General features: G+C 49.1%; 16 protein-coding genes. 12 read left to right on the top strand and 4 right to left on the bottom strand.

What is annotated here, in order from left to right; genetic code table 11:
• Window positions 1-98: 98 nt before the first annotated feature.
• On the bottom strand, window positions 99-1,634 hold the full coding sequence (locus ACSSVF_RS06910; protein WP_492406175.1) for a 2-isopropylmalate synthase: 1,536 nt from the start codon (window positions 1,632-1,634) through the stop codon (window positions 99-101).
• 144 nt (window positions 1,635-1,778) lie between these two features.
• Window positions 1,779-2,567 carry a CDP-diacylglycerol--serine O-phosphatidyltransferase gene (pssA, locus tag ACSSVF_RS06905; protein WP_442584584.1) on the bottom strand — a complete coding sequence of 263 codons (789 nt, stop codon included), beginning with the start codon at window positions 2,565-2,567 and terminating at the stop codon, window positions 1,779-1,781.
• A 153-nt stretch (window positions 2,568-2,720) separates the two neighbouring features.
• Here pssA and ACSSVF_RS06900 point away from each other — a divergent pair, with 153 nt between their 5' ends.
• From ACSSVF_RS06900 to ACSSVF_RS06845, 12 genes are all read left to right on the top strand, one after another.
• On the top strand, window positions 2,721-3,944 hold the full coding sequence (locus tag ACSSVF_RS06900; protein WP_492406174.1) for a tRNA guanosine(34) transglycosylase Tgt: 1,224 nt from the start codon (window positions 2,721-2,723) through the stop codon (window positions 3,942-3,944).
• Window positions 3,945-5,075: 1,131 nt separating this feature from the next.
• Window positions 5,076-5,390, top strand: coding sequence for a preprotein translocase subunit YajC (yajC, locus tag ACSSVF_RS06895; protein WP_379032141.1), 315 nt, complete (start codon window positions 5,076-5,078; stop codon window positions 5,388-5,390).
• A 47-nt stretch (window positions 5,391-5,437) separates the two neighbouring features.
• A complete protein-coding gene (secD, locus tag ACSSVF_RS06890; RefSeq protein ID WP_492406173.1) occupies window positions 5,438-7,267 on the top strand; it encodes a protein translocase subunit SecD in 1,830 nt (609 codons plus the stop codon).
• Window positions 7,268-7,312: 45 nt separating this feature from the next.
• Window positions 7,313-8,257: a protein translocase subunit SecF gene (gene secF / locus ACSSVF_RS06885; protein ID WP_492406172.1), complete on the top strand. Its 945-nt coding sequence runs from the start codon at window positions 7,313-7,315 to the stop codon at window positions 8,255-8,257.
• Window positions 8,258-8,420: 163 nt separating this feature from the next.
• The gene (locus ACSSVF_RS06880) at window positions 8,421-9,689 is read left to right on the top strand and encodes an HlyC/CorC family transporter (RefSeq protein ID WP_492406171.1); all 1,269 of its coding nucleotides are present in this window, start codon (window positions 8,421-8,423) and stop codon (window positions 9,687-9,689) included.
• A gap of 73 nt (window positions 9,690-9,762) precedes the next feature.
• The gene (gene clpS, locus ACSSVF_RS06875; protein ID WP_492406170.1) at window positions 9,763-10,074 is read left to right on the top strand and encodes an ATP-dependent Clp protease adapter ClpS; all 312 of its coding nucleotides are present in this window, start codon (window positions 9,763-9,765) and stop codon (window positions 10,072-10,074) included.
• A gap of 311 nt (window positions 10,075-10,385) precedes the next feature.
• On the top strand, window positions 10,386-12,641 hold the full coding sequence (gene clpA / locus ACSSVF_RS06870) for an ATP-dependent Clp protease ATP-binding subunit ClpA (protein ID WP_492406169.1): 2,256 nt from the start codon (window positions 10,386-10,388) through the stop codon (window positions 12,639-12,641).
• A gap of 228 nt (window positions 12,642-12,869) precedes the next feature.
• Entirely contained in the window at window positions 12,870-13,205 is a 336-nt protein-coding gene (locus ACSSVF_RS06865) for a hypothetical protein (RefSeq protein ID WP_492406168.1), read from the top strand.
• A 100-nt stretch (window positions 13,206-13,305) separates the two neighbouring features.
• Entirely contained in the window at window positions 13,306-14,556 is a 1,251-nt protein-coding gene (locus ACSSVF_RS06860; RefSeq protein WP_492406167.1) for a TolC family protein, read from the top strand.
• 10 nt (window positions 14,557-14,566) lie between these two features.
• Window positions 14,567-15,718, top strand: a complete 1,152-nt coding sequence (locus tag ACSSVF_RS06855) for an efflux RND transporter periplasmic adaptor subunit (RefSeq protein ID WP_492406166.1) — start codon at window positions 14,567-14,569, stop codon at window positions 15,716-15,718.
• Window positions 15,719-15,722: 4 nt separating this feature from the next.
• The gene (locus tag ACSSVF_RS06850) at window positions 15,723-18,824 is read left to right on the top strand and encodes an efflux RND transporter permease subunit (RefSeq protein WP_492406165.1); all 3,102 of its coding nucleotides are present in this window, start codon (window positions 15,723-15,725) and stop codon (window positions 18,822-18,824) included.
• 37 nt (window positions 18,825-18,861) lie between these two features.
• On the top strand, window positions 18,862-19,194 hold the full coding sequence (locus ACSSVF_RS06845; protein ID WP_442584595.1) for a P-II family nitrogen regulator: 333 nt from the start codon (window positions 18,862-18,864) through the stop codon (window positions 19,192-19,194).
• Between the two features lie 457 nt (window positions 19,195-19,651).
• Here the strand turns inward: ACSSVF_RS06845 and ACSSVF_RS06840 are convergent, their stop codons facing one another.
• Together ACSSVF_RS06840 and ACSSVF_RS06835 are read right to left on the bottom strand one after the other, a co-directional pair.
• Window positions 19,652-20,491 carry a hypothetical protein gene (locus tag ACSSVF_RS06840; RefSeq protein ID WP_492406164.1) on the bottom strand — a complete coding sequence of 280 codons (840 nt, stop codon included), beginning with the start codon at window positions 20,489-20,491 and terminating at the stop codon, window positions 19,652-19,654.
• Window positions 20,492-20,525: 34 nt separating this feature from the next.
• Window positions 20,526-21,992: a hypothetical protein gene (locus ACSSVF_RS06835; protein ID WP_492406163.1), complete on the bottom strand. Its 1,467-nt coding sequence runs from the start codon at window positions 21,990-21,992 to the stop codon at window positions 20,526-20,528.
• Between the last annotated feature and the right edge of the window lie 8 nt (window positions 21,993-22,000).

The raw sequence follows: 22,000 nt of genomic DNA, 5'->3' as shown, positions 1-22,000 counted from the left end.
TCCTGAAGAACAAGAGATTCAACGCAATCAAGCACTTATTCGCATTTATCTTCAAACGTTAAAGCGCAGCCTAACAACTGCGCTTTAACGCATCTGAATCATTCCACTTGTGGATTCAGCTTTTCCACTTTGGCATAGAGTTTGTTAAGCGCATTCAGGTAGGCCTTGGCTGAAGCCACCACGATATCAGTATCTGCGCCCTGCCCGTTGACCACCCGGCCACCTTTGGCCAGGCGCACCGTGACTTCACCCTGCGCATCGGTCCCGCTGGTAATATTATTCACCGAGTAAAGCAGCAGCTCCGTCTCACTCTTCACCACGTTTTCAATCGCTTTAAACGTTGCATCCACCGGACCACCGCCGCTGGCTTCCGTGCGCTGTTCAGTGCCATCGCGGTTCAGTGTCAGCACCGCATGCGGGATTTCCCCGGTTTGCGAGGCCACTTGCAGGTAAGTCAGCTTGAACAATTCAGCGGTATCTTGCACCACTTCGTCATTCACCAGCGCGTGCAAGTCTTCATCAAAGATTTCTGACTTTTTATCGGCCAGCTCTTTGAAACGGGCAAAAGCAGCATTGAGTGCGTCATCACTTTCCAGTTCAATCCCCAATTCTTTCAAGCGGGTACGGAAAGCATTACGGCCAGATAATTTGCCCAGGGTGAGTTTATTGGCACCCCAGCCCACATCTTCGGCACGCATGATTTCATAGGTTTCGCGGTGCTTGAGCACGCCATCCTGGTGGATGCCGGATTCATGCGCAAAGGCATTGGCACCGACAATGGCCTTGTTCGGCTGCACCGGGTAGCCGGTAATGGTTGAAACCAGCTTGGACGCAGGTACAATTTGGGTAGTATCAATGCGGGTGGTCAGGTTGAAAATATCGCTACGGGTTTTGATCGCCATGACGATCTCTTCCAGGCTGGCGTTGCCGGCACGCTCACCCAGGCCATTGATGGTGCACTCGACCTGGCGCGCGCCGTTCATCACGGCTGAGAGGGAGTTCGCTACCGCCATACCCAGATCGTTGTGGCAGTGGGTAGACCAGACGACTTGGTCAGCGCCTTTCACGCGCTTGATCAGTTCAGCCATGCGTTCGCCCCATACAGAGGGAATACTGTAACCGACCGTATCCGGCACGTTGATGGTTTTGGCACCGGCATCAATCACCGCTTCAAACACGCGGATCAGAAAATCCATCTCAGAACGCACGGCATCTTCAGCCGAAAACTCTACATCTTCCGTATATTCAAGCGCCCATTTCACCGCCTGCACTGCGCGTTCGACCACCTGATCTTCAGTCATACGCAGCTTGTTCACCATATGGATCTTGCTGGTGGCGATAAACGTATGGATACGGCCTTTGGCCGCGTGCCTGATGGCTTCACCGGCTCTGCGCACATCATTTTCACTGGCGCGTGCCAATGAACATACGGTGGACGTTTTAATCACTTTGGCGATTTCAGAGATCGCATCAAAGTCTCCCGGGCTGGCCGCAGCAAACCCGGCTTCAATCACATCTACACCCAATTTTTCCAGCTGGCGTGCAATGCGGATCTTTTCTTCTTTGGTCATCGCAGCGCCCGGGCTTTGCTCCCCATCACGCAGCGTGGTATCAAAAATAATAATTTGTTCCATGAATTTATCCTAACCTGGTAGCCTGAATTTTACCTGCTTGCCCCACAATTGACTATAACAGTGCAACAGGATTCCCGCGCCAATATAAAGTGCGCCAGAAACAAAAAACGCGCCAGATTGACGCGTTTTTTGTTTCTGAATGCATTACGTTTTCTTTTTTGCCGCCATTCTATCGCGCGTCCATAAGTAGTATCCCGATAAGGTATATACAAACACTACACTGAACAACACTTCAGGCGGGCTGTACGAGATCAGCACGAATGCCAGCATCACCGCCAGAATCGCGACAAAAGGCACTGAATGACGGAGGTTGATATCCTTGCCGCTATAAAACTTAAGGTCAGACACCATAGACCCTGCAGCAAACACGGTCAGGCACCAAGCGATCCATTTCACTTGTACCGCACCGAAGAAAATCTCGCGCCCATCGATATTGTATTCGTAAGACACCCAGACAAATCCGGCCAGCAAAGCCGCCGCAGCCGGGCTAGGCAAGCCCTGGAAATAACGTTTATCCTGGAAAGGGTCATCGATCTTGGTATTGAACCGCGCCAGGCGCAAGGCGGCACAGGCACAGTAGATAAATGCAGCGATCCAACCCAGTTTATTCATGGGTTGCAACGCCCACACATACACAATCAGTGCTGGCGCCACGCCAAATGAGACCATATCTGCCAGGCTGTCATATTCCGCGCCGAATGCACTCTGCGTATTGGTCATACGCGCTACACGCCCATCCAGCCCATCCAGAACCATGGCAATAAAAATCGCAATGGCAGACTGCTCAAAATGCTGGTTCATCGCCTGCACAATGGCGTAGAAGCCACCGAACAGAGAAGCAGATGTGAATAAATTAGGAAGCAAATAAATACCACGCTGACGCAAACTGGTATGTTCTTCACGTCGCGACAGGCGGGTCTGTGGTTCAGCCATAGAAGAGCTTTATAAAGGAATATGTGCATTGTTGCGGGCAATCACAAAAAATGCAAGCGAAGCCGGGCAATACGACAGCCCGGACATAGGCACCGGACGCATCATCACGCTGTGATAAAATGCGCATTTATTTCAGCTATTTATCGCCATTTCATGCAGTTTTCCCTACACAACACCGATGGCCTCGCCAGACGCGGCACCGTTCATTTACCCCATGGCGAAGTCCAGACCCCGGCATTTATGCCTGTGGGCACTTACGGCACCGTCAAAGCCATGTCGCCATTAGAACTGAACGAGATTCAGGCCCATATCGTCCTTGGCAACACCTTTCACTTATGGCTGCGCCCAGGTTTAGAAGTGGTCGCTGCACACGATGGCCTGCACAAATTCATGGGCTGGAACCAACCCATACTCACCGACTCTGGCGGCTTTCAGGTCTGGAGCCTGGGCGATTTACGCAAAATCAGCGAAGCCGGTGTCAAATTCAAATCACCCATCAATGGTGACAGCTGCTTCCTCACCCCGGAAGAATCGATGCGCATCCAGCGCGTACTCAATAGCGACATCGTCATGATTTTTGACGAATGTACACCCTACCCGGCCACCCACCACGAAGCACGCCAGTCGATGGAACTCAGCCTGCGCTGGGCGCAACGCAGCCGCGATGCGTTTAATGTGTACCAACATCAAACCATCCCGCAGGCAATGGCCTTGCAAGGCGGCGAAGGTGAAGTGCAGCAGTTGCTACAACAAACTGAGCAAGCAAGTGAAACCGAACACCCAGCCACGGCAAGCCAGCAGAAAAACGCCTTGTTCGGCATTATCCAGGGCGGCATGTTTGAAGACCTGCGCGATGTTTCCCGACAGGGCCTGGAGAAAATAGGCTTTGATGGCTACGCGATTGGCGGCCTGTCAGTCGGCGAACCCAAAGAAGACATGCTGCGCATTTTGGCGCATACCGCACCACAAATGCCCAAAGACAAACCGCGTTACCTGATGGGCGTAGGCACGCCGGAAGATCTGGTGGACGCAGTGAGTTATGGCATCGATATGTTTGATTGCGTCATGCCAACGCGCAACGCGCGTAACGGCTGGCTGTTTACGCAATATGGCGATGTTAAAATCAAGAATGCCACTTATAAAACGGATACGCGGCCTTTGGATGATGAGTGCGAATGCTATACCTGTCGCAACTTTAGCCGCAGTTATCTGCACCACTTGTACCGGATTGGCGAGATTCTGGGCGCACGTTTAAACACCATTCATAACTTGCATTATTATCAGTTTTTGATGCAGGGGATGCGGGCGGCGATTGAAGAAAACAGGTTTGAGGCGTTTAAGATAGAGTTTGCTAGGAAGCGTGCGGAGAAGCGCTGATCTTGTACAGAGCGGGTTTTGACCAGGAAATGTTTAATATTTTTTCGGATATTAATCATCGCCTTTCGCCTCTAGGCGACCCTCTTTCTTATGCTTGTCCATAAGAAAGAAGGCAAAGAACAAGACACCCTAGCTTCCGCTTGTTCCCTGCGTTGCTCGCCAAAATAAGCGGTCACGAAACTCAACCTAGCGGCTTGCACACCCCGCAAGCCACCGCGGGATTCGTACAGTCGCTCCCTTCCTCCTTATTTTGTCTGCGCTACTCGGCGCGTCAGATAGGGGCCCGTTGAAACCCACCACGATGAAATGTTAGTTAACCGTTTTGCATTCAGGGCGCTAAGCTATTTTTCCAAGATCTAAAGCAAACGACCAACAAAATATTTTGTTGGTCGCTTTGTCCGTTTGCTTTGTTTTATTTCAATGTGTCGGCGGGATGCAATGTGCGTATTCTCACTTCAGTAACCGCGTGGTGCTTTTCACGGGCCCCTATCTGACGCGCCGAGTAGCGCAGTCAGCGTGGGAGTTGTCGGCCAGCGCCTGTTTGAGCTCCGCGGTGGCTTGCGTAGTATGCAAGCCGCTAGGGCGAGTTTCGCTGGACGCCCACGTTGACGAGCAACGCAGGAAATAAGCGGAAGCTAGGGTGCCCTTTCTTTTGGTGACTTATTCTTTGGGCAAGCAAAGAAAAGTCACTCGCCTAGGGGCGAAAAAGAATGGTGCAATAAAGCACCAACATCGAATGCTTAACCATCCAAAGAAATACCGATTACAACTATCAACAAGGGCGACACTTGCTTTTTATTGCAACCAAGCTAAGCATCATCCTTGACTGGATTCTCCCTTGAAAGGCGCACTGGCTTCTGCATAAGCCAGTCGTTTCGCAGGCAAAGAGCATGCTCTTTGAAACACCTGCTAAACCCTCCGCCAGAATGACGCACCGAAAATCTCGTTTTAATCTGACAAATGACAAAGCAAAAAACCCGCTCTCAAAAACTGATCTCGCCTAAAAACAACTAACCCAAAATAATTATTTAAATTAGCATCCTTACACCCTCTTCTCCGCGCTCGCTCATTCTTCTCCTGCCTGTGCTAAAATCGCGTGTTATTTCGTAGATTGATTCAGGAAGAAAAAATATGTTGATTAGCAACGCCTATGCAGCCACTGCAACAACCAGCGATATCATGAGCTTTGTGCCTATGATCGTGATTTTTGTGTTGTTCTATTTCATGCTGATTCGTCCACAAGTCAAACAGGCAAAACAACATAAATCCATGCTGGAAACATTGAAAGCTGGTGATGAAGTCGCGACTACCGGTGGTATCGTCGGCAAAGTGACCAAAGTCGGTGAGAGCTTCATCAGCATTGAAATCGCAGCCAATACTGTCGTCAATGTACAAAAACACACCGTACAAACGTTGCTGCCCCCAGGCACAATCAAGTCCATTTAATTACAAGTGACCATTCTCCAGTCCTTTATTCCGTATAAGAGTTTTTTATGAACCGTTATCCATTATGGAAATACGTGCTGATTGGCACAGTCATTGTCATTGGTTTGCTGTACACCATCCCCAACTTTTTCGGGGAATCGCCAGCGGTGCAGATCAGCCCGGCTAAAAGCTCGCTCAAGGTAGACGAGAGTCTGCTGCAAAAAGTGGAAAACACTTTAACGCAGGCAAAAATCCCTTTTGATGGCTTGTTTCTGGATACCAGCGGGGTAAAAGTACGCCTGGCCAGTACGGATACGCAACTACTGGCAAAAGACAAACTGGTGTCTACCCTGGGCAAAGACTACACCGTAGCGCTTAACCTGGTGCCGCAAACGCCGAACTGGCTGCAAAGCATAGGCGCCAAGCCTATGTATCTGGGCCTGGATTTGCGCGGCGGTGTGCATTTCCTGCTGCAAGTGGATATGAAGGCGGCGCTGGATAAAGCGGCTGAAAGCACTGTTGGTGATTTCCGTATGTCTTTGCGTAAGGAGAAAATCAATTACTACGGTATCGAGCGTCAAAGCCAGGTCGTGATCGTAAAATTTGAATCTGAGGCTGAAGCGACTAAAGCCCGCAATTTGCTGGCAAAAGAGTTCTCAGACCTGACTTATAAGATTTCTGGCGGCGATAAAGAGTTCAGCGTGACCGCCAGCATGAGCGCCATGGCGCAAAAGCGCATTCAGGAGTTTGCGCTCAAGCAAAACCTGCAAACGCTACATAACCGGATCAATGAACTGGGTGTGGCCGAGCCTATCGTGCAACAGCAAGGCGTAGACCGGATTGTGGTGCAGTTGCCTGGCGTGCAGGATACGGCAAAAGCCAAGGAAATCCTGGGTCGCACCGCGACGCTGGAAATCCGCATGATCGATGAAGAAAAAGCCGATATGGCGACTTTGCAGAAAGCGCAAAGCGGCCAGGTGCCATTTGGTGACGAGCTGTATTTTGACCGTGATGGCCGTCCGGTCCTGGTTAAGAAAAGCGTCGTGCTGACGGGTGACCGTATTACCGATGCCGGCCCTGGCGTGAATGGCCAGAATGGCTCTTCAGTGGTAAACGTGACCCTGGATGGCCGCGGCGCTGGTATCTTCAAAAACGTGACCCGCGAGAATGTCGGCAAACGCATGGCGATTTTGCTGATTGAAAAAGGCAGTACCGAAGTGATCACCGCACCGGTGATCAATGAAGAAATCGGCGGCGGCCGCGTGCAAATCTCCGGCATGGCGAACGCTCAGGAGGCGACAGACATTTCATTGCTGCTGCGTGCAGGTGCACTGGCAGCGCCGATGGAAATCATTGAAGAACGTACCGTTGGCCCTAGCATGGGTGAAGAAAACATCAAGCGTGGCGTGCACTCAACGTTGTGGGGCTTTGCCGCGATTGCCGTGATGATGATTATCTATTACATGGTGTTTGGTGGTGTGTCTGTGATGGCATTGGGCGTCAACCTATTGCTGCTGGTGGCTATCCTTTCCATGTTGCAAGCCACATTGACCCTGCCTGGCCTGGCTGCGATTGCACTGGCGTTAGGCATGGCGATTGATGCCAACGTGCTGATCAACGAGCGTATCCGTGAAGAATTGCGTAATGGCAATACACCGCAGGCCAGCATCCACGCTGGTTACGACCGCGCGTTTGACACCATTCTCGACTCTAACGTCACCACCCTGATTGCTGGCCTGGCGCTGTTCATGTTTGGTACCGGCCCGATCAAAGGCTTTGCAGTGGTGCACGTACTGGGCATCATGACTTCAATGTTTAGCGCTGTACTGGTCTCTCGTGCGATCGTCAACCTCTTGTACGGCTATCGCCGCAAGATCGAGCGCCTGCCGATCGGTTAACCGATCCCCGAGTGATTGCTGTCACAACCTATTTGAGAACAGATTATGGAATTATTCAGAATTAAAAAAGACATCCCGTTTATGAGTTACGGGCGTCTGACTACCTCGATTTCGCTGATCACTTTTATATTGGCGATCTTCTTCCTGATGCATAGGGGCTTGCATTACGGGGTGGATTTTACCGGCGGCACAGTGATGGAAGTGCACTACCCGACCACGGCCGACATCAGCAAAATCCGCGAAGTGATCGATGAAACTGGTTTAAAAGATGTCACGGTGCAAAACTTTGGCTCCAGCCAGGACGTGCTGATCCGCCTGCCGGTCAAAAAAGAATTATCCATTGCGCAATTGTCAGAAAAAATCTCCAGTTCATTGAAGAATGCGGATAGTGGCGCTGAGATTCGCCGTGTGGAGTCTGTAGGCTCGCAAGTGGGTGAAGAGCTCTATGAAAACGGCGCCCTGGCTTTGCTGCTGGTGTGTGCAGGCATCATGGGTTACCTGGCATTGCGCTTTGAGTGGCGCTTTGCGGTGGCAGCGATTATCGCCAACATGCATGATGTCATCATCATTCTCGGCTTCTTTGCTTTTTTCCAGTGGGAATTCAACCTGACGGTACTCGCGGCGATTCTGGCGGTGCTCGGTTACTCGGTGAATGAATCCGTGGTGGTGTTTGACCGCGTACGTGAAAACTTCAAGAAAATGCGTAAAGCGACTTCTGTACAAGTGATTGATAACGCGATCACCCGCACCATGTCACGTACCATCATCACCCACTTGATGACCCAAACCATGGTCTGCTCCATGCTGTTTTTTGGCGGCGAAACCTTGCATAATTTTTCACTGGCGCTGACCATTGGTATTTTGTTCGGTATTTACTCTTCAGTTTTGGTTGCCTGCCCAATCGCCATGTGGCTGGGTGTTAGCCGCGCCAACCTGATTGGTGACTCTGAGAAAAAGCCTAAAGAAGACGAAGCGGCACTGGCTCCTTAAGCATTTAGCATTCACGGAAGCTCGTGATCAGTGAGCGAGCGGTTGAAGTACAAGGCATATGGAACATATAAACCGCCATGTACAAATAGTACATTACGGGTTTCCCTTGATTTTTAGCCACTGGTGGGTACACTAGTGGCTTCTTGTTTTCAGCCCCACTCCCTTGGACAATATTCCCTTAAGCTGGCAGATAGGCTTATTACTTCTGCTACTGTCACTCACGGCGTTTTTTTCTATCGCCGAAACCAGCCTGATGTCGCTCAACCGTTACCGCATGCGACACATGGCGAAAGAAGGCCATCGCGGCGCCAAACTCGCCAGCCGCCTGCTTGCACAAACTGACAAAACCCTGGGCGCGATCTTACTTGGCAACACTTTTTGTATCGTAGGCTCCTCGACGCTGGAAGTGATCATTTCCGAGCGACTGTTTGGCGAAGGCGACTACGTGCTGATGTGGGGTTCGCTGGCGATTACTTTTGCCATCCTGGTATTCAGCGAAATTTCACCCAAAGTCATTGCTGCCGCGCATGCAGAAAAACTCGCCTACGCGACCAGCTATCTACTCTATCCACTGATTTGGTTATTTAACCCGGTCGTCTGGTTTGTCAATCTGTTCGTCAAAGCCTTCGTGAAGCTGCTGGGCGTACGCGTCAACTTTGATCAGGCGCAATCGGTGACCACGGATGAGTTACGCAGCATCGTCAGCGACGCCGGGCAATACATCCCTACACAAAATCGCACCATCCTGCTCAACCTGCTGGATCTGGAAGACATCATTGTCGACCACGTCATGACTGCCCACACGCAGGTGGAGTTTATCGATCTTGACCACCCCATAGACCAGATCATGGAACAGCTGGCCAATAGCCGTCACTCCAGGTTACCGGTCAGGCAAGGCGACCATGAAGATATAGTCGGTATCGTCAACGTCCGCAAAGTATTGCCATTACTGCGTGATTTTTACATTGGCAGAGTGCCGACAAAAGACTTATTGCAGGCGGCGATTAGCCCGCCCTACTACATTCCCTCCGGCACACCGCTGTATACCCAGCTGCAGCAATTCCAGAAACACCATGAGCGTATTGCGCTGGTCGTAGATGAGTATGGCGAGTTCAGGGGCCTGCTGACGCTGGAAGATATCCTGGAAGAAGTGGTGGGCGAATTCACCACCCAATCGCCTGAGCGGACCAAGGATTTCCAGCAAAATGAAGATGGCAGTTGGCTGGTAGATGGCAGCAGCCAGTTACGCGACATTAACCGCAAATTGAAACTCTCTCTGCCGATTGACGGTCCACGTACCTTGAACGGTTTGATTCTTGAGCATTTTGAAGATATTCCGGAACCTGACACCAGCTTCAAGCTGGGTGAGCATAGACTGGAAATCGTGGACGCACAGGATCGCATCGTCAAGCTGGTCAAAATTTATCTTTAATCTCCACGCCATCTGGCACTTGAATTTTTTCATACAAAGCGCAAAATAAACTTAAGATCAGGTATGCAAAATTATGGTACGACCCAAGCGTGATGGTGATGTGGCTCTGGATCCACAGATTGCCAAACCAAAACCTCCAGAACTATATAAAGTGTTGTTATTGAACGACGACTACACCCCTATGGAGTTTGTGGTCGCCGTGATTGAACGGTTTTTTTACAAATCTCGCGAACAAGCCACGCAAATCATGCTCAAAGTACATACTGAAGGCGCCGGAGTATGTGGCGTCTACCCGCAAGACATCGCTGAAACAAAAATGCATCAGGTACTGGAATCCGCACAGGAAGCACAGCACCCGTTGCAATGTGTGATTGAAGCCGCTTAAGTATCTCTTAAGTGTATTCTGAGAATATCGAGGGAATAGCTCGACATTCCCAAGCTTCAAAATGACCCTGGCAGTGTTAGCATCAGTAGTGGTAGCGGTTTGATAAAGCAACTGATTGAACAAAGAATCAGCCTCACAAAAAATATGTAGCAAATATTGACTGAATAGCTCAAACGTACCATTGAAATTTTTGCATTTAGGCACGATATTAATAACCAGACACAGACTCGCGGGTGTACATTAATAGCATCTGTGAACGTAGCGTTTTTCCTAGTGTATTTTTGTAGTGTAGTGGATTAAGGAAAGTCATCATGATTGCTCAAGAACTTGAAGTTAGCCTGCACATGGCTTTTATGGACGCGAGACAAAAGCGTCACGAATTGATTACAGTTGAGCATCTGTTACTGGCTATGTTGGACAACCCAACTGCCGCAGAAGTCCTACGCGCTTGCGGGGCAAAATTCGATACGCTACGCGGCGAGCTGACCCAATATATTGAAGAACACACGCCCACTGTGGCAGGCACGGACGAGGTTGATACGCAACCGACGCTCGGCTTCCAGCGCGTAATCCAGCGTGCCATGCTGCACGTACAATCCTCCGGTAAAAAAGAAGTGACAGGCGCTAACGTGCTGGTCGCCATCTACGGTGAAAAAGATTCACATGCGGTATTTTTCCTGCATCAGCAAGGCGTGACCCGCCTGGATGTGGTGAATTTCATTTCGCATGGCGTAGCCAAAATCCAGGAAAGCGAGCCTAAGGCCAGCAATACCGAACAGGAAACCGAAGGTGAAAGTGTTTCTACAGGCGCGCTGGAAAGCTTTACGCTCAACCTGAATGCGCAAGTCGTTGCCGGAAAAATTGATCCGCTGATCGGCCGCAGCCTGGAACTGGAACGCGTTATCCAGACTTTATGCCGCCGCCGGAAAAACAACCCGCTGTTAGTGGGCGAAGCTGGCGTGGGTAAAACTGCCATTGCCGAAGGCCTGGCCTCACGCATTGTCAATCGCGAAATCCCCGAAGTACTGCAAGATGCTACGGTCTACTCCCTGGACATGGGCGCATTGCTGGCGGGCACTAAATACCGTGGTGACTTTGAGCAACGCCTCAAAGCTGTTATGAAACAACTGGCAGAAAAACCGGAAGCAATCCTGTTCATTGATGAGATCCACACCCTGATCGGCGCGGGTTCAGCCAGCGGCGGCACTTTAGATGCCAGCAACCTGCTGAAACCGGCGTTATCCAATGGCTCGCTCAAATGCATAGGCGCGACCACGTATCAGGAATACCGCGGTATCTTTGAAAAAGATCACGCCCTGTCACGCCGCTTCCAGAAAATTGACGTGGCTGAACCTAGCGTGGCCGAAACCATTGAGATTCTGAAAGGCCTGAAAACCAGGTTTGAAGAGCATCACAGCGTGAAATACAGTGCCAGCGCATTGACTGTGGCTGCAGAATTATCTGCGAAATACATCAATGACCGCCACTTGCCGGATAAGGCGATTGACGTGATTGATGAGGCTGGTGCCGCGCAACGTATTCTGCCGAAAAGCAAACAGAAGAAAATCATTGGCAACAAAGAGATTGAAGAAATCATTGCCAAGATTGCGCGTATTCCGCCCAAAAATATTTCTACCGATGACCGCAACGCATTGAAAACCCTGGAACGCGATTTGAAAGCTGTGGTATTTGGCCAGGATAAAGCGATTGATGTACTGGCTTCAGCCGTCAAAATGGCACGCAGTGGTTTAGGCAACGGTAATAAACCGATTGGTAGCTTCCTGTTTGCCGGCCCTACCGGTGTCGGTAAAACAGAAGTCGCCAAACAACTGGCCTATGTACTGGGCATTGAATTGCTACGCTTTGACATGTCTGAATACATGGAACGCCATGCGGTATCACGCTTAATCGGTGCGCCTCCAGGCTATGTTGGTTTTGACCAGGGCGGTTTGTTGACTGAAGCTGTCACCAAACAACCATATTGCGTCTTGCTGTTAGACGAAATTGAAAAAGCGCACCCGGATATTTTCAACATCCTGCTGCAAGTGATGGATCATGGTACCTTGACCGATAACAATGGCCGCAAAGCAGATTTCCGCAATGTGACCATTATCATGACCACCAATGCGGGAGCTGAAAACCTGTCCAAAGCCAGCATCGGCTTTACCAACAGTAAAGACGTGACGGACGAGGCTGCGGATCTCAAACGCTTGTTTAGCCCTGAGTTCCGTAACCGCCTGGATGCGACGGTGTCATTCGGTGCGCTCAATCAGGAAATCATCTTGCGCGTGGTCGACAAATTCCTTATGCAGCTGGAAGATCAGCTGCACGAGAAAAAAGTCGATGTCACATTCAGTGATGAGCTCAAAGCCTACCTGGGCAGAAAAGGCTTTGACCCATTGATGGGTGCACGACCAATGGCACGCCTGATTCAGGATACTATCCGCAAGGCACTGGCCGACGAGTTATTGTTTGGTCGCCTGAATGAGGGTGGTCAGGTCCACATTGATATCGATGAAAATGATCAGATCAAACTGATCTTTAAAGAAGAAACCATTTCAGCCTGATTCCCGGATTAGGCCGATTGAAACTATGCGACCACAGCGACATCCACTATAATGTCGCTGTGGTTTTGCACTTTAAAGGTGCATTCATCGCTTCATCCGGAGCTCGCATTGACAGCTGGCTTCATTAAAGCATTTAAATCAATAGGTTATCCACACACTCATCGCTGGTACGGTAATTGCTAACTTTGTAGTTATAAAGAGCAATCATAGCCAGTCGTGATTTTGTACATGCAAAAAATTTTTTATTTACTACATTTGTTGTGTTTAGTGTTCGCCTTGCAGACAACTGCTGCTGAACCGATAGACACAACGACGTTGCTAGAAACGGGTACCTTAGGGGTGATTCTCTCCAATGCGATTGATGACTCCTTATCTGCGGACTTTGTTGAGGTGATCGGCTTTGTCGACATGCTTGCAGTCCCTGAGGTCGATGTCGATAAAATCACTTTGCCAGCGTATAGCTATCCTTTACGCCGAACCAGCCATCACGCGCCTGAACACCACTTACCTGCTTATCATATTCTCTTTCCGTTCTGGCTAGACCGGCCGCCCCAACTCGCTTAGCACTTTCCTCCCTCTTTCAGCCTTGCTGTCAGAGTGTAATTTTAATTATTAATTAAGGTGGCTATGTCATGATGGGCAAAGTCATCTGAGAAGGATTGTTATGTTAAGTCATATCCGCTGGCGAAACGCTTGCAGGCTACTGTGGTTGTCTTGCCTGATATCGCCATTAGCGTTTGCTGAACCTACGTTTGACCTGAAAACCCTGCTGGACAAAGCCGTCGCCGAAAACCCGATGATGGCAGCCAGCAAAGCGCAGACTGAAGCTGCCGCCGCTGGCATCACGACTGCCAGGGCATTTTATAACCCGGACCTTGAATTAATGGCCGGACCCGCCAGATATCGTGGTGTAGCAACACCAGGGGCCACCGAAAGAAACTACGGTGTGACCGTTTCACAAATGCTGGATTTTCCCGGCACCCGTGCATCACGCCGTGAACTGGCCGAACAGCAATTCACCTTTGCTGAAAAAGGCATACACACCACCAGTTTCGATTTGCGTAACCAAATCAAGCTAGCGTACCTCGGCGTTTTGCTACGCCAGCAAGTATTGGAAATGTTTAGCGCCAACCTGGCGGTATTGAAACAAATCCAAGCCAAGGTAAAACGCAAAGTCGAGATTGGCGAAGCTGCGCGCTACGAATTGATCAAAGCCGATACCGAGCTGCTGGTCGCGGAACGCGACTACGCCAGTGCGCAAACACGTATCGATGAATCAAAAGCCATTTTGCGCGGCATGATAGGCAATATGCCGGATGATTTTGAGATCAAGCCTGCATTACCAACCATTGCCCCCCTGCCCAGCATTAACGAGCTTAGGCAAGCTGCAGACAACAATCCTTATTTGCAACAATTGATCACCGCCAAAGATGGTGCAGAAGCCAAGCTCAAGCTGGAAAAGGCACTACGCTTTCCCGGGGTGACGCTGAAGTCGGACTTCACCCAGGATCCCGACCTGAATACTTTAAGAGTAGGCGTGGTCTTGCCTTTGCCGGTGTGGAACAGGCGTGAAGGCCAGATCGCACAGGCAGCCGCAGGCATAGACGAAGCGGACGCCAATATTCGCCTGCAACAACAGGTATTACGTAAAGAGATTGACAGTGCCTATCAGCGCAATGTCATTGCGAGTAACCAGCTCAAAATATTCGAGAATGGCTTATTACAGCAATCTGAAGCGACCTTGAGCCGTGCAGAAGCAGCCTATAAATTCGGAGAACGCGGCATCCTGGAATTCCTTGATGCGCAACGCGTCAATCGTGATGTCAAGCGTGACTATCTGATTGCCAAATTCGATTATTTTTTCAGTGTATTGCAAATCGAACGTTTCATCGGTTCGGATTTGGTTCAACCATAAGGGAATGGTCATGTCTCGTATTTTATTTTCAACTTTGCTTACTGCCGCACTGGCAGTGATGTCCACCGCGTGCTCCGAAAAACCGGCACCCGCCCCAGAAACCAAAGCAGTGGTAGACCCAAACCTGGTGACACTCACCCCGGAACTGGAAGCCAATATCAAAACCGGCGCCGTCACTGAGATACAGTTTATTGATACCCTGCGCATCCCCGGTCGTATCCAGGTCGATGAGCAATATGAATCCAGGGCAGGCGCTTCTATTACCGGCCGCATCAGTACACTGGATGTCAACCTGGGTGATGAGGTTAAGGCAGGACAGCGCCTGGCTACGATCAAAAGTACCGAACTCGCGCAATTCCAGCTGAATTATATTAAAGCCAGCCAGCAAGTGCAGTTGCAGACCAAAGCTGTTGATCGTGCCAAGCAGTTGCTTGAAGCCGATGTCATCAGCCAGGCTGAACTGCAACGTCGCGAAGGCGAACTGAATGCCGCCAATGCCGAGGTGAATGCTGCCCGTGACCAGTTACTGGTACTGGGTATGGCGCCTGGTAACATCTCGAAATTGGGTTTGCAAAACAGTGGCATGTCCACCAGCCAGGTCAATTCAAAAATCACCGGTACTGTGATTGCGCGTAAAGCCAGGCTGGGGCAAGTGGTCGCCCCGGCAGAAGAGCTGTTTGTGATTGCTGACCTGTCGCATGTATGGGCCGTGGCAGAAATCCCTGAACAACAAATTGCGCATATCAAAGAAGGGCAATCGCTGAATATCGAAGTCCCGGCGCTGGATGATGCAGAACTGACTGGCACACTGGCGTTTGTCGGAGATATCGTCAACCCTGCGACGCGGACTGTGATGGCACGGGCTAATATCAGCAATAATAACATGCTGTTAAAGCCTGACATGCTGATCACTATTCTGCTGGAAGCCAAGCCGGAGAAAGTCATTGCGATCCCTTCCACGGCGGTGGTGCGTGAAAACAATGCCGATCATGTGTTCGCGCAAACGCTTAAATCCAAGCAATACAAATTATTACCTGTGACGCTGGGCCGAACTTATGACGGCCAGAAAGAGGTATTACAAGGGTTACAACCTGGTGATCAAATCGTGCTGGACGGCGCTTTTCATGTAAACAACGAACGCAAGCGCAAGGAAATGGAGTAAAAGCATGATTGAATCAATGATTCGAGGGGCGCTCAAGCAGCGCCTGATTGTATTGGTACTTGCCGTTGCACTGGTGTTTGCCGGCTTGTTCGCCGTCAAAAACCTGTCAGTGGATGCATTCCCTGACGTCACCAACGTTCAAGTACTGATTGCCACCCAAGCCACCGGAAAATCACCGGAAGAAGTAGAACGCTTTATCACCGTACCGCTGGAAATCGCCATGACCGGCCTGCCTGGCCTGGTGGAAATGCGCTCGATGAATAAAAATGCCTTATCGCTGATTACGCTGGTATTTACCGACAGCACCGATGTGTATTTTGCACGGCAGCTGGTGATGGAACGGCTAATGGAAGTGATGGAGCGCATGCCAGATGGCGTGATGCCGATCTTGGGGCCGGTATCTACGGGCCTAGGCGAAGTCTATCAATTCACGCTGGATAAACCCGATGATGGCAAGAAACCATTGACGCAGGCAGACCTGACCGAACGTCGCGCCATCCAGGATTGGGTAGTACGCCCTTTGCTGCGCGGCATTCCCGGTGTGGCTGAAATCAACTCGCAAGGTGGCTACGTCAAGCAATACCAGGTCTTGGTCAACCCAGACCGCATGACACATTTCTCGATCAAGCTTAAAGATGTGTATGAGGCGCTGGCGCGTAACAATGCCAACAGCGGCGGCGGCATTCTGCAACACCATGCCGAACAGTACCTGATTCGCGGCGTTGGCCTGGTGCAAAACCTGGACGATATCCGTAACATGGTGCTCAAGGAAGAAAACGGCATCCCGGTCTATATCCGTGATGTCGCCGAAGTGACCATAGGTCATGAAGTCCGGGTTGGTGTTGTGCTCAAAAATGGCGATACGGAATCTGTCGGTGGTATCGTCATCATGATGCGCGGCGGTAATGCGAAAGAAGTTGTCAGCCGTATCAAAGCCCGTGTCGAAGAAATCAATAGCAAAGGCATGCTGCCGCATGGGCTGCAAATCGTGCCTTACTATGACCGTAGCGAGCTGGTCGATGCCGCGTTGCACACCGTCACCAAAGTGCTGATTGAAGGCATTATCTTGGTGGTCGTCGTGCTGTTCCTGTTCCTCGGTGATATACGCTCCAGCGTGATCGTCGTGGGTACTTTGGTCCTGACGCCTTTGATTACCTTCATGGTCATGAACCATTACGGCATTTCTGCCAACCTGATGTCACTGGGTGGCCTGGCGATTGCGATTGGCCTGATGGTAGATGGCTCAGTGGTTGTTGTAGAAAACGCCTTTCACCATCTGGGTCATCGCAAAGATGAAAGCAAGATCCGGGTAGTGTTAGAGGCGGCGACTGAAGTCGCTACCCCGGTGCTCTTCGGGGTGGGTATTATCATCCTGGTGTTTTTGCCGTTGATGACGCTGGAAGGCATGGAAGGCAAGATGTTTGCCCCGCTGGCTTACACCATTGCAATTGCCCTGTTTGTGTCGTTAGTGTTATCTCTGACCATGACGCCGGCTTTGTGCTCTTACCTGCTGAAAGGCGGTAGCGGTGAAGATACCAAGTTTATCCAGGCAATTAAACGCCCCTACCTGAAAGCCCTGAACTGGGTCCTCAATAATGAGAAAAAAACCATCATCGCCTCCGGTTTGTTGTTTGTGGGCACGATTGCATTGTTTCCATTTCTGGGGACATCGTTTATCCCGGAAATGAAAGAAGGGTCTATTGTTCCTGGTATCAACCGCGTGCCTAATATCTCGCTTGAAGAATCCATCAAGATGGAAAACAAGGGCATGAAACTGATTATGGAGCAGGTGCCAGGCGTTAAATCTGCGATTTCCGGCCTGGGCCGCGGCGAAAGCCCGGCAGATGCGCAAGCACAAAACGAATCTACGCCTATTATCAGCCTGAAACCACGTGAAGAATGGCCAGCAGGCTGGACCCAGGATGACATTGCCGAAAAAATGCGCGAAGTGCTGGAAAAATACATTCCTGGCGTGCAAATCATCATGGCGCAACCGATTTCTGACCGTGTCGATGAACTGCTGACCGGCGTACGGGCGGATGTGGCGGTGAAGATCTTTGGCGAAGACCTGGATATGCTGAAACAGAAAGCAGACGAGATCGCCAGGATTGCGGGTACGGTGCCAGGCGCCACTGAAATCAAGGTAGAAAAAGTCTCCGGGCAGCAATACCTGAATATCACCATTGATAGGCAAGCGATTGCCCGCCACGGCATTAATGCCGCAGATGTGCATGATGTGATCGAAACCGCGGTTGGCGGCAAAATTGCCACCGAGATTTTCGAAGGGCAACGTCGATTCTCTGCCGCAGTGCGCTACCCGGAATCTTTCCGTAATGATGAGGAAGCCATCCGCAATATCATGCTGACTTCACCCAATGGCTCACGCGTGGCACTGGATGACCTGGCAGATATCGAAATCAAGGATGGCCCGGCACAGATCAGCCGTGAACTGGCCAAACGCAGGATCGTGATCGGCGTGAACGTCAAAGACCGCGACCTCGGTGGTTTTGTGGCCGAAATGCAGCAAGTGCTGGACCAGAAGTTGCAGTTACCGGATGGCTATTACCTGGAATATGGCGGCCAGTTCCAGAACATGGAACGTGCCATGGGTCACCTGATGATTATTATTCCGGCGACGATTGCAGCGATTTTCTTCCTGCTGTTTTTACTGTTCCAATCCATACGTTTTGCCACCATGATCATCCTGGTATTGCCGTTTGCCTCGATTGGTGGTGTGATTGCCTTATTTATCACAGGCGAATACCTGTCAGTGCCTGCTTCAGTTGGCTTTATCGCGCTATGGGGTATTGCCGTGCTGAATGCGGTGGTGTTGGTATCGTATATCCGCACCCTGAGAGACGAAGGCAAAAGCCAGCTGGATGCGATTTTACAGGGATGTGCCCAGCGTTTCAGGCCAGTGATGATGACCGCCACTGTTGCCATGCTGGGCCTGGTGCCTTTCCTGTTTGCAACTGGCCCCGGGGCTGAAGTGCAGCGCCCGCTCGCCATTGTCGTGATCGGGGGGTTGATCACCTCTACCCTGCTAACACTGATTGTGGTACCTACGCTGTATCGTAAGTTTGAAGAAAGCAAAATCGAGGCATAATGCCGCCCAGTGAGCTAGCGCTCAAAAGGACAATTCTATGAAAGAAATTAAAGCAGTTATACAACCAGCCAGATTACCAAAGATCCGCTCGGCACTGCGTAACATCAAAGGTTTCCCTGGCATGTCGGTGAACAAGGTCGAAGGCTGCGGACACCATTTGCAAAAACCGAGCATAGGCGTACGCGAAGAACTGACCGATTACAGCCCTAAAGTGTATTTGTATATGGTGGTGCCGGATGAGCTGGTAGAAGGCATTTTACAAACCATTGTCGAGGTCGGGCACACTGGCAATATCGGCGACGGTATTGTCTGGGTGACACCGGTAGAACGCATGATACGGTTATCTGAACAGATTCATGTGCTGGATTAGAAATCCACTTAGTATGGGTTAGCTCCACTGCCAATTAAAAAGCGGTTCATAGAAATATGAACCGCTTTTTCTTGTCTAAAATTTTTACTGCTTTTTATCTGGCTTTGTCACGCATCATTTAGATATCCAGTTGGTATATTTTCGTGAATGTGGCGACAATCAATCGCGAGTTCAGATTATTAAAAAAACGAACAATGTATATTTCGCTGAACCTCATCTACTTAACGGAGAGAGCACGGTCTTTCCTAGCAAACGTGGCAGCCTCATGAGTGTTAATGAGTTGCGCTGAATCAGGGCTGAGGGTAAGTGCTTAAAATAATGTCTGGTGTATCAAAACAATTATTATAAAAACTGGTAAACATGACTCACATAAAAAACAACAAGGCACTCAAAAGTGCCTTGTCTATCTACTTCTTTATTCGTCTGAATCAGGTCAAATAAATTATTTTATATGGAATCAATTTATAGGATTAAGTAACGCAGGCTGACCAAACTCGACCACCTCCGCATTTGATTGCTTAAACCACTCTTTCCAAAACGTAGTAAGCGCCTGCATAATCTGCGGTGAGCGGTAAACACCCTTCGCATTATTCACATCCTCTGCAAGCAAGCCAGCGCCGATTATATAAACTTTAGCACCGCCAAAATCACCAACCATATTATTATCTGTCGCTAGTTTGAGTTCTTTTTTTGGATCAATCAGCCGCACAGCTTGTTTTGCATAAAAGCTACTAATCGAAGAGTTCTCAAGCATGTCAGAAGCTAAAATAACGATTTTCATCTTAGCTTGTGATTTCTTGACGCGATTGGATAAATCTTTAAGCCCAGCCAGTACATCAGATTTCGCCAGGTCAGAACTGCTGCCAGCCAAAGCTTTATTCAGTGCTGTCGCGGCAACTTTTAAACCATATTTTTTTTGGCCTTGCATACAGGAATCAAATTTTTTCAATAACCTGACGCTAATATCATTCCTCAGATCATCTGGAATCTGCTGCTCAAAAGTGCCGGCAGACAAAACATCCATGTAATGCCCTTGTGAAAATGATGAAAACTGACTGACTACGTATGATGTACCTGGTTTTAACTGACTTCCTGTATTTTCTTTGATTGATTTTTGAAGATTGGCATCAAATTTCGTTGTCTGATCGATTAATACAAACACTTCTTTTTCAGGTGTCATTGTATTGGTTATTTTATTAGCCTCGTAGCAACTGGGAATGTCGTTACTTATGCCGGCTAATAAGCTAGTTGCATTAAGCAACAATCCCAAAGCAATGATTAATTTATTTTTTTTCATAATTATTATCCAGTCCTGAATCTGTGCATCTTACTTAAAATAAATCTTCAACGTCAGCTTTGGCTTGCTGTTGTTTCAGTAATTCTTCCTGCTGTATTTTGGCTAACTTTTCTTCTTTTCGCTGTTTTAACCAAGGCTTGAGGGCGTCTTGAGTTTGAGGACTTAGCGTTAAATAATATTCTTTTTGCGCAGCTTCATCACGCTTGAGAATCTCAGCTTTCGCAACGTCGACTTCGGAGGGTAATGGATAAGACGCTACAGCTGACTTAACAGAACTAGTTGAAGTTTGATTAATAGTCTCTTCTGCAAGCTCGTCCACTTTGATTTGCTCTGCGATGTAATCTAAAAACTTTTTGTTCAGTGGATTAGTATTCGCATGCAAATCTTTAAGCTTTTGTTGCAAATCTTTTAATCGTCTATTGATGAGATCAACAAGTGGCGTCATCGATTTACGATACGCATCATAAGTAGAAAATCCGAATGTCGATTTATAAGCTTCTGCAGACTCTTTTCCCACAAAACCGTACTTGTATCCTGCACCAATACCGACAAACTGAGTGATCACAAAAATGAAACCAAGCATAATAAATGCAAACATACCCTCAGTATTTTCATTTGAATTGATATCAGATCGCGCCTTCGCATCTGCTGCTTGTTGAGGCTCCATCACTTCACTTGGCAACTCTGTATTATCAAAAGGATTGCCTGAGCTTGACTCTTGTACGGATGCACTACGGGCATGATCTGCTTGCAAATTTTCATACCTCATAACAGTTGAAGTGACCGCAATAATAGCGATAGAAACTATTGCGAGGTACACCACAAAAAAGCTACCTTTATCACGCGGATTTTTTGCTACACGGTTCACACAACGAGTGTGGTTAGGCTTATCTTTATCGTCGTCCTGATTGTCATTAAGTGCCACAGAGCTGTCTGAGTAAGCACTACTGTTTCCTTTATATTCTTTATATTGCGCGCGCAGTAGTAACGTACGATGCAACTGATGCCCCGCTTGATGCATAATTGCTACTAAAACAATCGCTATCACGAATACGATTGCAAACATGAGTAGATTAAGCGTGTTCGCACTACCTTCCCTTGCCATCCAACTTGCCAATAAAAAAGAAAACCCCAGGCCTTCAGCAACCACTAAAGGAAACAGCAAAAACCAAACCCAAGCAGGCGTTGGTTTATTGCCTAAATCTCCAGCCGCCTTGATGTACTCAATGTTATTATTGAATTGCTTTTGTGTCAGAAACGACACGAAAGGTTTATACGTCGCACATAAACTTTCTTCAGCAGCTGTCCAGCCTGGTGCACCCTGTGCTTCGTCTTTAGACCATCTGGCAATCTTGCCTACCCATTTAACACTCACTAAAAAATCAGTCACCCAAAATCTCACACTTTGAATCTGGTATAGGCAAATACTGATAATAATAGGCACTAATATCTTAAAAAATAGTGCATTTTGAAGCATAAAGTTATTGATAGATTCCCACATTTAATTCC

It is taken from the genome of Methylophilus sp. E2MeOHC9 (assembly GCF_058744375.1).
Note: the sequence above shows the minus strand (reverse complement) of the source record. Positions and strands in the feature narration are given on the sequence as shown.

Bases quoted from the DNA above. Each gene is read 5' to 3' on its own strand.
- secD (WP_492406173.1), top strand. From the start codon at position 5,438: ATGAACCGTTATCCATTATGGAAATACGTGCTGATTGGCACAGTCATT.
- ACSSVF_RS06910 (WP_492406175.1), bottom strand. From the start codon at position 1,634: ATGGAACAAATTATTATTTTTGATACCACGCTGCGTGATGGGGAGCAA.
- ACSSVF_RS06835 (WP_492406163.1), bottom strand. From the start codon at position 21,992: ATGTGGGAATCTATCAATAACTTTATGCTTCAAAATGCACTATTTTTT.
- ACSSVF_RS06865 (WP_492406168.1), top strand. From the start codon at position 12,870: ATGCAAAAAATTTTTTATTTACTACATTTGTTGTGTTTAGTGTTCGCC.
- ACSSVF_RS06840 (WP_492406164.1), bottom strand. From the start codon at position 20,491: ATGAAAAAAAATAAATTAATCATTGCTTTGGGATTGTTGCTTAATGCA.
- ACSSVF_RS06845 (WP_442584595.1), top strand. From the start codon at position 18,862: ATGAAAGAAATTAAAGCAGTTATACAACCAGCCAGATTACCAAAGATC.
- clpA (WP_492406169.1), top strand. From the start codon at position 10,386: ATGATTGCTCAAGAACTTGAAGTTAGCCTGCACATGGCTTTTATGGAC.
- yajC (WP_379032141.1), top strand. From the start codon at position 5,076: ATGTTGATTAGCAACGCCTATGCAGCCACTGCAACAACCAGCGATATC.
- ACSSVF_RS06850 (WP_492406165.1), top strand. From the start codon at position 15,723: ATGATTGAATCAATGATTCGAGGGGCGCTCAAGCAGCGCCTGATTGTA.
- pssA (WP_442584584.1), bottom strand. From the start codon at position 2,567: ATGGCTGAACCACAGACCCGCCTGTCGCGACGTGAAGAACATACCAGT.
- ACSSVF_RS06860 (WP_492406167.1), top strand. From the start codon at position 13,306: ATGTTAAGTCATATCCGCTGGCGAAACGCTTGCAGGCTACTGTGGTTG.
- ACSSVF_RS06855 (WP_492406166.1), top strand. From the start codon at position 14,567: ATGTCTCGTATTTTATTTTCAACTTTGCTTACTGCCGCACTGGCAGTG.
- ACSSVF_RS06900 (WP_492406174.1), top strand. From the start codon at position 2,721: ATGCAGTTTTCCCTACACAACACCGATGGCCTCGCCAGACGCGGCACC.
- clpS (WP_492406170.1), top strand. From the start codon at position 9,763: ATGGTACGACCCAAGCGTGATGGTGATGTGGCTCTGGATCCACAGATT.
- secF (WP_492406172.1), top strand. From the start codon at position 7,313: ATGGAATTATTCAGAATTAAAAAAGACATCCCGTTTATGAGTTACGGG.